Origin of the sequence: Hominisplanchenecus sp., from assembly GCF_046967715.1 — a bacterium.
Classification (GTDB): domain Bacteria; phylum Bacillota; class Clostridia; order Lachnospirales; family Lachnospiraceae; genus Hominisplanchenecus; species Hominisplanchenecus faecis.
In genome coordinates, this window is the sequence record NZ_JBKVNQ010000028.1 from 23,278 (window position 1) to 35,136 (window position 11,859).

Annotated in this window: 12 protein-coding genes; 3 read left to right on the forward strand and 9 right to left on the reverse strand. The window is 43.0% G+C overall.

Annotated features, from left to right (window positions below; translation table 11 throughout):
• Positions 1-329: 329 nt before the first annotated feature.
• Together ACLTL4_RS05770 and ACLTL4_RS05775 are read left to right on the forward strand one after the other, a co-directional pair.
• Positions 330-1,217 (forward strand): DegV family protein, encoded by an 888-nt coding sequence (locus tag ACLTL4_RS05770; RefSeq protein WP_022119293.1) that lies wholly within the window; start codon positions 330-332, stop codon positions 1,215-1,217.
• 64 nt (positions 1,218-1,281) lie between these two features.
• The gene (locus ACLTL4_RS05775) at positions 1,282-2,157 is read left to right on the forward strand and encodes a DegV family protein (protein ID WP_173866991.1); all 876 of its coding nucleotides are present in this window, start codon (positions 1,282-1,284) and stop codon (positions 2,155-2,157) included.
• A 169-nt stretch (positions 2,158-2,326) separates the two neighbouring features.
• Here ACLTL4_RS05775 and ACLTL4_RS05780 read toward each other — a convergent pair whose 3' ends face one another.
• The 4 genes from ACLTL4_RS05780 to ACLTL4_RS05795 all read right to left on the reverse strand — a co-directional run bounded on the left by ACLTL4_RS05780 (position 2,327) and on the right by ACLTL4_RS05795 (position 5,450).
• Complete coding sequence (locus ACLTL4_RS05780) at positions 2,327-2,911, reverse strand: AAA family ATPase (RefSeq protein ID WP_022119291.1); 585 nt, start codon at positions 2,909-2,911, stop codon at positions 2,327-2,329.
• A 65-nt stretch (positions 2,912-2,976) separates the two neighbouring features.
• Positions 2,977-3,717, reverse strand: a complete 741-nt coding sequence (locus ACLTL4_RS05785; protein WP_412320320.1) for an amino acid ABC transporter ATP-binding protein — start codon at positions 3,715-3,717, stop codon at positions 2,977-2,979.
• Entirely contained in the window at positions 3,707-4,375 is a 669-nt protein-coding gene (locus tag ACLTL4_RS05790; protein ID WP_022119289.1) for an amino acid ABC transporter permease, read from the reverse strand. The genes ACLTL4_RS05785 and ACLTL4_RS05790 overlap by 11 nt, the downstream gene beginning before the upstream one ends.
• Before the next feature lie 226 nt (positions 4,376-4,601).
• The gene (locus ACLTL4_RS05795) at positions 4,602-5,450 is read right to left on the reverse strand and encodes a transporter substrate-binding domain-containing protein (protein ID WP_022119288.1); all 849 of its coding nucleotides are present in this window, start codon (positions 5,448-5,450) and stop codon (positions 4,602-4,604) included.
• Positions 5,451-5,710: 260 nt separating this feature from the next.
• On the opposite strand from ACLTL4_RS05795, the gene ACLTL4_RS05800 reads away from it, so the two are divergent.
• Entirely contained in the window at positions 5,711-6,088 is a 378-nt protein-coding gene (locus tag ACLTL4_RS05800) for a metal-dependent transcriptional regulator (RefSeq protein ID WP_022119287.1), read from the forward strand.
• Between the two features lie 70 nt (positions 6,089-6,158).
• Here ACLTL4_RS05800 and ACLTL4_RS05805 read toward each other — a convergent pair whose 3' ends face one another.
• The 5 genes from ACLTL4_RS05805 to ACLTL4_RS05825 all read right to left on the reverse strand — a co-directional run.
• Positions 6,159-8,024 carry a heavy metal translocating P-type ATPase gene (locus ACLTL4_RS05805; protein ID WP_412320322.1) on the reverse strand — a complete coding sequence of 622 codons (1,866 nt, stop codon included), beginning with the start codon at positions 8,022-8,024 and terminating at the stop codon, positions 6,159-6,161.
• A 139-nt stretch (positions 8,025-8,163) separates the two neighbouring features.
• A complete protein-coding gene (locus ACLTL4_RS05810) occupies positions 8,164-8,385 on the reverse strand; it encodes a cation transporter (protein ID WP_173866992.1) in 222 nt (73 codons plus the stop codon).
• Between the two features lie 31 nt (positions 8,386-8,416).
• Positions 8,417-8,779: an ArsR/SmtB family transcription factor gene (locus tag ACLTL4_RS05815; protein ID WP_022119283.1), complete on the reverse strand. Its 363-nt coding sequence runs from the start codon at positions 8,777-8,779 to the stop codon at positions 8,417-8,419.
• Between the two features lie 199 nt (positions 8,780-8,978).
• The gene (locus ACLTL4_RS05820) at positions 8,979-10,757 is read right to left on the reverse strand and encodes a fibronectin type III domain-containing protein (RefSeq protein ID WP_412290808.1); all 1,779 of its coding nucleotides are present in this window, start codon (positions 10,755-10,757) and stop codon (positions 8,979-8,981) included.
• Between the two features lie 26 nt (positions 10,758-10,783).
• Positions 10,784-11,859, reverse strand: a 1,076-nt coding sequence (locus tag ACLTL4_RS05825) for a fibronectin type III domain-containing protein (protein WP_412320321.1), incomplete at its 5' end; no start/stop codon positions are given.

An 11,859-nucleotide genomic window follows, 5' to 3' on the forward strand; every position in this document is an offset into this window, starting at 1 on the left:
TGTAAAACCACTTATTTGACGATAACGGAGTCACCGGACCGGATTGGGGCCACTCAGAGGTAGTTTTCAGATGTTTCCCGCTGAAGTGTTCACACCATACGCACTTCTCTCTGAAGCTTTCCGCATCCTACTCGTCTCTTCGACGTGTTCTGATATTCTATCGGTATCTTACCAACCTTACCGACATTTGTCAAGCTGTCTTAAAACTATTTTCAAGTCATCTGTTTTTCAGGTTCCATATTTTCAATATTTCTGAGATTGAATCCCTAACTGAAAAGTGTTACAATAAACAGCAAATAAAATTCCACAAAACAGAGAGGTTCATGCATATGAATGATTTTATTCTCAGTTGCTGCTCTACAGCAGATCTTACAGAAGAACATTTTAACAGCCGTAATATTTCTTATATATGTTTTCATTATGAACTGAACGGCAAAGAATATGAAGATGATCTTGGAAAATCCGTACCGTTTGATCAGTTCTATCTTGCCCTGCAAAACGGTGCTTCCGCAAAGACTTCGCAGGTAAATGCCGATGAATTTGAACATTATTTTGAGTCTTTTCTGAAAGAGGGCAAAGATATTTTGCATGTAACGCTCTCATCCGGCATTTCCGGCGTTATCAATTCCGCCATGATTGCAAAGGAGACATTGGAAGAACGCTACCCGGAGCGTAAGATTTATATTGTAGATTCTCTCGGAGCTTCTTCCGGATATGGTCTGTTTATGAATCGTCTCGCAGATCTTCGCGATAACGGGTACACACTTGAACAGTTGTACGACTGGGCAATGCAGCATCGCCTGAATCTGCATCACTGGTTTTTTTCTACGGATCTTACCTTTTACATCAAAGGTGGACGTATTTCCAAGACAGCCGGTACCATCGGTGGTCTGCTCGGCATCTGCCCACTTTTGAACATGAATGACGAAGGGAAGCTGATTCCACGCCAGAAGATCCGCACAAAAAAGAAAGTTATCCGTGCGATTGTTGACAAAATGGAAGAATTTGCGGATAATGGTTTGGAATACAATGGAAAATGTTATATTTCGCAGTCTGCCTGCATGGACAATGCCAGAGCTGTTGCAGATCTCGTAGAGGCACGTTTTCCAAATTTAAATGGAAAAGTAGAAATTCATTCTATCGGCACTGCGATTGGAAGTCACACCGGTCCTGGAACAGTAGCTCTGTTTTTCTGGGGCAGCACGCGGACACATTGAGCAGCCGATATAAGCCGGAATCGTTCCGGCACCCTAATAGATAAAAACAAGGAGGATCATACCTATGAAAACAGCCGTTATGACGGACACCAACAGTGGTATCACAAAACAGGAGGCCGATGCCCTTGGCATTTTTCTGATGCAGATGCCGGTGATCATCGACGGAGAAACACACTATGAAGGGCTTGACCTTACCCACGATTCTTTTTTTGCCGCACTGACCGGCAATCAGAACGTATCTACTTCACAGCCATCCCCCGGCGATGTCATGGATATGTGGGATGAGATCTTAAACTCCGGTTACGATGAAATTATCTATATTCCCATGTCCAGTGGGCTGAGTGCTTCCTGTGAAGCTGCTATGGGACTTGCCCTGGATTATGACGGCAAAGTTCAGGTAGCCAATAACCACCGCATCTCTGTTACCATGCGGATTTCCGTAATGGAAGCCAAACATTACGCAGATCTTGGAGCTTCGGCTGCAAAGATCAAGGAACTTCTGGAAACAAATGCTTTCAACTCCAGCATTTACATTGCCGTCGATACACTGGAATTTCTCAAAAGAGGCGGCCGGGTGACTGCTGCCGGTGCTGCCCTTGGTTCTGTCCTCAACATCAAACCGGTTCTGACGATCCAGGGCGAACGTCTGGATGCATTTGCAAAAGTGCGTGGCATGAAAAAGGCCAAACTTCGCATGATCGAAGCTCTGAAAAATGATTTTGAAACCCGTTTCCAGGGTATCCCGAAAGAACGTCTGCGTCTCGGTGCTGCAGGTGCCGGTCTTAGTGCAGAGCAGGAAAAAGAATGGACAGATATGCTTTCTGCGTCCTTCCCTGAAATGGATGTCTACTATGATTCGCTTTCTTTCAGCATTTCCTGCCACATCGGACCTGGTGGTTACGGTGTCGGTATCAGCGTGATCGGAGAATATGATCTGTAAACTTGATCTGATATCAAATTCTTGATTTTTCAGGATCATAAAAAAGAGCATTTCCAACGAAAACCACCCTTTGTGGATTCGATGAAAATGCTCTTTTTATGTACCATTCTGCTGTTTATCTGCTGTTTGCTGCCTTTTCAGAAGATACTCTTTCTTGTGATGATATTCTTTACTTTTGTGCAAGGTCGCAGATCAAATCGACGCAAGTATCAATGCCAAGTGTTGAAGTGCTCAGGCAGAGATCATAATAATCTGCCACACCAAATTCGGTATTGGTATAGTAAGAACAATACTTCTTACGCGTCTTGTCAATGGAACGGATCTCATCGCTGATCTTTGCCTCCGTTGCATCCGGCATTTTGTCTTTCATACGCATCATACGCCAGTATGGTGATGCATGGACAAAAATATGCAGACCGCCGTCAAATTCTTTAAGGATTGTATTGGCATTTCTGCCGACAATCACACAGTTGCCTTTCTCGCCGATTTCGCGGATCACCTTTGTCTGTGCTTCAAACAGGGTCTCGTTAAGCGGCTTGTTGTAAAAGTTAAACAGGCTCTGGGCAAATCCGAAATTGGCCGGAACTTTCTCGTCCCAGCGACGCATACTCTCCACATCTACCTTGGATGTGTCGGCACTTCTCAGGATCAGCTCTTTATCATAATAATGATATCCAAGACGCTCTGCCACTTTTCGACCGATTTCGCCGCCGCCGGCACCAAATTCGCGGCTGATCGTAATAATTTTTTTCATATTGTTCCTCCTTCCAGATCATTATATTATCTGCATTTTTATGCATAAACATTCAAGAATGCTACTTACAGAACTTTATTCAGGAAGTCAATGGTACGTGCTTCTTTTGGATTGCGGATTACTTCCTCCGGCGTGCCCTGCTCTACGATGTAGCCTCCGTCCATGAACACAACACGGTCTGCCACTTCTCTTGCAAAACCGATCTCGTGTGTGACGATGACCATAGTCATGCCATCGGATGCCAGTTCTTTCATAACATTCAGAACTTCTCCTACCATCTCCGGGTCCAGTGCAGAGGTCGGCTCGTCAAACAGCATGATATCCGGGCTCATCGCCAGTGCTCTTGCGATCGCAACACGCTGTTTCTGTCCGCCGGAGAGCATATTCGGATAAACATCTGCCTTCTCAAACATGCCAACACGCTTTAACAGCTGAAGTCCTTTTTCCTTTGCCTGCTCTTTTGTCATTTTTTTCAGTTCTACCGGAGCCAGCATGATATTTTCCAGAACGGTCTTGTGCGGGAACAGGTTAAAATGCTGGAATACCATCCCGATGTTCTCACGCACTTTGTTGATGTCGGTGTGCTTGTCTGTGATATTGTTTCCATCCACAATGATCTCGCCTTCGGTCGCAATTTCCAGCTGATTCAGGCATCGAAGAAAGGTAGATTTACCGCTTCCGGAAGGTCCGAGCAGTACGACCACTTCACCTTCATGGATATCCATGCTGATATCTTTCAATACTTCCAGTTTTCCAAAGCTTTTCTTTAAATTGGAAACATGTACTTTTACTGTCTTATCTGCCACGGTCGATCCTCCTCTCGATTCTCTTCGCAAGCTTACTCAAAGCTACGATAACGATCATGTACATGATACCGACAATCGCCCAGGTCTGAAGACTCTTGAACGTATTTCCGGCGATCGTCTTACCCATGTTGGTAAGTTCCGGGAATCCGATAACGGACAGGATCGAGGTATCTTTCAGTGTGATGATGAACTGGTTGATGATGGACGGAACCATCGTACGGATTGCCTGTGGCAGGATAACCAGCCGCATACTTTTTGCATAGGAAAGTCCGAGGCTTCGACTCGCCTCCATCTGTCCTTTGTCCACACTCTGAATACCTGCACGGATGATCTCCGCCATATAGGCACCGCAGTTCATCGCAAGAGCGATCGTACCTGCCTGAAGTGCACTGAGCCTGAAATCGGTCGCCCCCATCATTTTCATTCCGGACGGCACACCGAAGTAAATAAAATATGCCAGAACGATCAGCGGAACGCCTCGCACCGCATCAACATAAATGGTACCGATACAGTTCAGTACACGGTTTCTTCCTACATTCATCAATGCAAAGATCATACCGATGATCATGGCAAAAAGCAATGACAGCAGTGTAAGAAGCAAAGTCTTTCCGAGTGCTCCAAGAAGCATGGAGCTGTAAGACTGTAAAATTGCAATCATGTTCTTTCTCCTTCCTTTGTATTTTTATAAGATTGAGATTCAAAATACCTTAAAACACTGCTGTGCATTTTCCGGCTTTTGATTCTGCTGTTATTTATTGTATCATAACATCTATTGCCTGGTCAAAAGGTATTTTGTGATAGCGTAAGAAGCACGGAATCCAAAACCGGTCCCGTGCTTCCATGCATAGGGTATCCTCTAAGAGTTGCCCTTTTTATTCTTCTGATTATTCGCCCAGATATTTTGCGATGATCTCATCGTAAGTACCGTTTGCTTTGATGTCTTCCAGTCCTTTGTTGAACATATCCAGCAGTTCCTGGTTTTTCTCGTCCATGATTGCCAGTCCGTAAGGTGCACCGTCGCTCTCCATACCTTCCGGAATCTTCAGTGCCAGATTACCTTCTTTGATAGAAGCTGCCATGATCGGCGTGTCTTCTACGCATGCTGCACTGTTGCCAAGGATAACATCCTGATACATCGTCGGTGAATCTTCAAATACCGTAACGGTAAATCCATACTCATCTTTCAGGCTGTTTGCAAAGTCAGCACCTGCAGTACCGTTCTTTACTGCCACATTTTTGCCTTTCAGATCTTCGTAGCTTGCGATGTCGCTGTCTTCAGATACTACGAAAGTCTGTGTTGCGTTATAATATCCATCAGAAAAGATCCATCCGGAATCGATACGTTCCTGTTTGATCGTTGCTCCTGCGATCAGAGCATCTGCCTGTCCTGCCTGAACAGCTGCAACACCTGCATCCCATCCAAGGCTCTGCAGTTCATACTCAAATCCCTGATCTTCTGCGATCGCTGCCAGAAGGTCTACGTCGATTCCCACGAATTCGTTCTGATCATTGGTATACTCAAATGGTTTGAAAACCGTGTCGGTTGCAACAACCCATTTTTTGTCAGAAGTCTTTTCTGCTGCTTCTGAACCGCTGCCTTCTGTGGAAGCTGCTGTCTCTGTAGAAGCTGCTGTCTCTGTAGAAGCAGTTGTCTCTGCTGTTTTTGAGCCACATCCTGCCAGCATACCTGCTGTCATTACAGTACAAAGTAAGAATGCCATTGCTTTTTTCATTTCTAATTCCTCCATATGATCAAAATGTTTTTAGAATAGCAAGAAGCGAAAAGCCGATTGCCTGTATCCCAAAGCCCCCTTGCCTTCCGCTACATTGCATATCATATAAAAAATGTTTGCAGCTGTCAAGAAAAAAGTATAAACTTTGTTACAGTTTTGTCAATTTCTCACAAAAATATCTTTGACCAGACTCTGTTTCTATGCTATACTAAACTTACTTTTCTTATTGCGATAGGAAAGAACGTGAGGTGGAGCAACTTATGATAGTAAATGAATCAGCAGAAAATTACCTGGAAACCATATTAGTGCTCAGCAAGCAGCTTCCGGTGGTCCGTTCCGTGGATGTTGCCAATGAGCTTGGATTTAAAAAATCAAGTGTCAGCGTCGCTATGAAAAATCTCCGTGAGAAAAATCATATCACAGTGACAAAGGCCGGATTTATTTATCTGACCGATTCCGGCAGAGCAATCGCCGAAATGATCTACGAACGCCATCAGCTCATCTCCTCTTGTCTGATGAAACTGGGAGTTTCCGAAAAAACTGCCGTGGAAGATGCCTGCCGCATCGAGCACGTAATCAGCAAAGAGAGCTTTGACGCTTTGAAAAACCACATAAAAAAAATGCAAAAAGAACAGTGAAGAAATGAGACAAACCCGATTTTGGATTTGTCTCTTTCTTTTTATACCGTTCTCTTCTGTCTGCCTTTTCTTACTTCTCTTTCAGTGCACGCATGGAGTTCAGGATCGCAATGACAGAAACTCCGACATCTGCGAAAACAGCTTCCCACATATTGGCTGCACCAAAAGCTCCGAGCAGCAATACGATTGCTTTTACGCCGAGTGCAAAAACGATGTTCTGTTTTACGATCAACAGTGTTTTTCTGGAAATCCTTACGATCGATGCGATCTTGCGGACATCATCATCCATCAGCACAACATCGGCTGCCTCGATTGCTGCATCCGATCCCATGCTTCCCATGGCAATGCCGATATCCGCTCTTGTCAGTACCGGAGCATCATTGATGCCGTCTCCGACAAATGCCAGTTTTTCTTTCTTCGTTTTTTCCCTCAGGAGGCGTTCTACCTGTGCCACCTTATCTGCCGGCAGCAGTTCTGCATGTACTTCATCAATACCAAGCTCTTTTGCCACTTCCATAGCCGCCTCTTTGCGGTCACCGGTCAGCATGACGCATTTTTTGACACCAACCTGTTTCATAGCACTTATGGCTTCTTTTGCACCGTCTTTTACTGTATCAGAAATCACCAGAGTTCCGGCAAATTTTCCGTCACATGCCACATAGACAACGGTTCCGCCGCTCTGGCAAGGGGTGTAAGCGATGCCTTCCTTTTTCATCAGTTTTTCGTTTCCGATCAGCATTGCTTTATTGTCAACCGTGATGGAAATACCATGTCCGGCGATCTCATTTGCATTTTCTGTACGCTTCATATCCGGAGTTTTGCCGTAAGCTTCCCGGATCGAATTTGCGATCGGATGTGTAGAGTAACCTTCTCCCAAAGCCGCAATCTCCAGAAGTTCTGTCTCTGTCATGCCCTGCGGCTGGATCTGTGCAACCTTAAATTCGCCTTTTGTAAGTGTTCCGGTCTTATCAAATACGATCGTTGTCATCTCAGCAACGGCTTCCAGATAGTTGCTTCCTTTTACCAGCACACCGACTTTGGATGCTGCTCCGATTCCGCCGAAGAATCCCATCGGAACCGAGATGACCAGTGCACATGGGCAGGAGATAACCAGAAAAATACATGCTCTCTGGATCCATTCTGCAAATCCGCCCCCAAGAACCAGTGGAGGAACCAGTGCCAGAACCACAGCTCCGATCGTGACAACCGGAGTATAATATTTTGCAAATTTTGTGATAAAGTTCTCTACTTTTGCTTTCTTGCTGCTTGCATTCTCTACCAGCTCCAGGATCTTCGCAACCGTAGAATCATCAAATTCTTTCGTAACTTTTACTTTCAGTGTACCGCTTCCGTTCACACATCCGCTGATGATCTCATCACCGGCCTTTGCACTTCTCGGAACCGACTCGCCGGTCAATGCTGCGGTATCAACAAGCGATTCTCCTTCGATCACCACGCCGTCCAGAGGGATACGCTCGCCCGGTTTGATTACGATGATATCGCCAACCTCCACGTCATCCGGATCGACCTGTGTCAGCACGCCGTTCTGCTCAATGTTGGCATATTCCGGACAGATATCCATCATCGCGGAGATGGACTGTCTGGATTTGCCGACCGCATAGCTCTGGAACAGTTCACCGACCTGATAGAACAACATAACGGCTACTGCTTCTGAAAACTCCTGTACGCCAAAGGCTCCGACGGTTGCAACCATCATCAGAAAGTTTTCATCGAAAACCTGTCCGTGGCTGATATTTCGAACTGCTTTGTACACGATATCATACCCGATGATCAGATACGGTACCAGATAAATCACAAACTGAATCCACACATTCACGTTCTCCAACATTCCTGTGTGCTCTGCGATCAGCAGGGCAACAAACAGGACAAATGCAGCAATAATGCGGCCCAGCATTTTTTTCTGTTTTTCCGTCATACCAAAATCCTCCGTTTTTGAAAGCAGCAGTCGGATATCGCTATCCACCCTGCTGCCCCCTTTTCTTTCACCTTATTTTCATATTGGGATCAAAATTGATGCCTGCGAATTGCTCCGTTACAAAGTAACTCTCACAATGCTATTTCATCAGGATCTTGCAGTCCGGCTCTACTTTTGCACATACACGTACGACTTCTTCCATGATCGCATCGAATTTGTCATCCTCTGCATCAATGGTCATTTTCTGCATCATAAAGCTGACATTTGCATCGTTGACTCCCGGGATTTTTTTGATCGCATCTTCCATTTTTGCTGCACAGTTTGCACAATCCAGATCCTGTAATTTAAATTTTTTCTTCATGATAAAACACTCCTTTTATAATATTTCTTCTTTATTTTTCTTCAATATGTTCGCGGCCCTGTGCGATGATCGTACGCACATGCCCGTCTGCCAGAGAATAAAAAACCGACTTTCCTTCCCTTCTGCTTTTGACCAGCTTGGATTGCTTTAAAATCCGAAGCTGATGTGAGATCGCCGACTGTGTCATATGAAGCGTCTCTGCGAGATCACAGACACAAACTTCTGCTTCAAACAGCACAAACAGAATACGGATTCTCGTCGAATCTCCAAATACCTTAAATAATTCCGCAAGATCGTATAATTCCTCTTCCTCCGGCATACCGCTGTTCACAATATCCAGCCGATCCGGATGAATCTGGCAGTCCTCACAGCATTCCAGTTCTTCCGTTGCCAAGTTTCCACCCTCTTTCTGCAAACATTTGAACGATTGTTCATATGTTGATAGTACACCCACATACGGTATCTGTCAAGAGTATTTTTTTTGAAAAAAGCAACAAAAAAATCCACCAGTCTCAAATCCGAGTTCTGGTGGATTTCGTCAATATGATGCCTACGGATTGTTCCGTGCTTCGCACTCCCCTGGCATCATTGTATTATCGTTTTGCAATCACCTTCACTTTACTGTATGTTCCATATTTCTTAGCTCCATTTACTTTCTGATATGCCCGCACACGCACATAGTATTTCCGGTTCTTTTTCAGTTTTTTGAGGACAACACTTGTTTTTCCGGTGCTCCGTTTCTTCGCCTTGCGAAATTTTTTATTGTCTGCATAGCTGATCTGATAACCATCTGCCTTTTTCACTTTCCTAAATGTGATTTTCGCTTTGGTTGTACCGGTTCGCACTGCCTGAAGTTTTTTCGGTGCTGCCAGTTTTTTAATTTTTGACAGATTCTGATTCTGACCAAGATTTGAATCCGACACAGATGCCTTATAGTAAATAACAATCTCATCCTTGCCCGGATGTCCGCTCAGATTTTCGATTTGCAGCTTGTTTTTTGCATTTTCCTGATCGTATGTGTAAGTTACATCACCGATTTTAAAACTTTCTTCCGGCTGATGCAAATAAGACTCGCCAACAATCAGTCCATCTTTATCTTCCTGACGTACCAGTTTCCCAGTAGCGGAATCCATATAAGAAACACGAACCGCCGCAGAATCTCCCGGATTTTTCTTTGTAAAGTAGTATGCTTGAATGACATTGCCTGCTTTATAGACATCGCTGCCTTTTTCGATTTTCTTTGCCGTAATCGATAAATGATTATTTGCATGATCTTTATCAAAATAGTAAACATTTCCATTGCTGGCAGTCAGTTTATTCGGTACAGCTGTGTAGTTAATTTTTGCCCCCGGACTTGTAAATCGTTGATCTGTTTTAAATGCTTTACTGGTGTCTGCATCTACAAACTCCAATATTACCTTTGTACTTTCTTCTGCATAATCTCCAGGACACAATTTATACAAATGATGATATGTCTTTAAAATATTATCATTCAGATTCGATGAAAGTTTTTCGATATATATTTTTTCATTCAGTTTCCAATCATAACTATAATGACATTCATATAATCGCCTTAATTCGCTCAAATCATTATCATTATCCTGTCCACTTACATGAATATCGTCCAAGTAGAAATCATCGCCAACCGTAAGCCCCTCTATAAATTGCTTTTTACAGTATTCTGTATCAACTGGATCTAACTCTTTATATACTACTACAATGGCTTCGTTTGGTTTTATAGATCCTTTTTTATAATACAGCTTTACCTGATTTCGCATGGCATTTTCATTCGCACTGAAAACCCTCTCCCTGTTTTCTGTGCTCAGACTGTCATAACGATAAGAGATGCCCTGTTCATCTTTTATGATAAAATCAATATCATAATAAAAGTGATCTGATTTTTTCACTTCAAATGTCTCTTTCTTTATAACAACATCCGCGTCCTCATCCATAATAGTTACATCCACGCAGGTATGATCACTGTCTGACAGATGATATTCTTTGTAATATAGCTGGATCACATTTTCTTCCGAATTTTCAGAGAGATGTTCTATCTTCAACACATTTTTTGAATGTCCAAGATCAAACATATATGCAGTTCCAGAATCTCCGTCTATTCGTTCTTGTACCACTTCCTTTTTTTCAAAACCATACTTTTCTTCCCATCTCGGTGTGGCTTCATATGCTTTTCCTGCCTGCTTGTCCGTATTACGTTTTTCTTCTTTAAAAATTTCTCCAGTATCCTCATCAATATACTGATAAGAAACTGTAATTTTCTGAGCCTCCTCGGCCAGTGCTGATACCGGATGGAGATACAAAATTGCCATTAAAAATCCCAGCAAAATAAATAGATACTTTTTTTCTCTTTTCATCTCTTTTCTCCCCTTTCACCACCAGCTCATGAACGTGGTCGTTTTGCAATCGCCTGTACTTTACCGTATGTTCCGTATTTTTTCACTCCATTTACTTTCCGATATGCCCGCACACGCACATAATATTTCCGGTTCTTTTTCAGTTTTTTCAGAATAACCGTCGTTTTTCCGGTACTCAGTTTTTTCGCCTTTCGGAATTTTTTATTATCCGCATAGCTGATCTGATAACCATCTGCCTTTTTCACTTTCTTGAACGTGATTTTCGCTTTTGTTGTACCGGTTCGTACTGCCTGAAGTTTTTTCGGTGCTACCGGTTTTTTGACTTTTGGCGGATTTGGCTTTGAATCATGGTCTGAGTTCTGATTCGAATCTGGTGCAGATGCCTTATAGTAAATAACAATCTCATCCTTGCCCGGATGTCCGCTCAGATTTTCGATTTGCAGCTTGTTTTTTGCATTTTCCTGATCGTATGTGTAAGTTACATCACCGATTTTAAAACTTTCTTCCGGCTGATGCAAATAAGACTCGCCAACAATCAGTCCATCTTTATCTTCCTGACGTACCAGTTTCCCAGTAGCGGAATCCATATAAGAAATACGAACCGCCGCAGGATCTCCCGGATTTTTCTTTGTAAAATAATATGCTTTGATGACATTTCCTGTTTTATATACATCGCTGCCTTTTTCAATTTTACTTACTTTAATGGACAAATGATTATTTTTATTGTCCTTATCAAAATAGTAAACATTTCCATTGTCAGTAGTGAGCTTATTTGGTGCAGGATAAGTTCTCGTTGATTCAATAAAAACATATCTCCTATCTGTTCGAAACGCCTTTCCAGTATCCGCATCAATCAATTCAATAACAACCTGTTCTTTATTCATATGTCCGCCTAAAATATCCCATCCATGATTTATTGTTCTTACGATATTTTTTGTGAGATCTGCGGACAGTTCTTCAATATAAAACTTTTCTTCTTCTCCCCAGTAGTAATCATACTCCACTATAGATCCTCCATATAGTTCGCTTAAATCACCCGGAAGGATTTTATCTATAGCAATCCTCTTAAATAATGCAATCTCTTTACAGGAGTGATAAAATA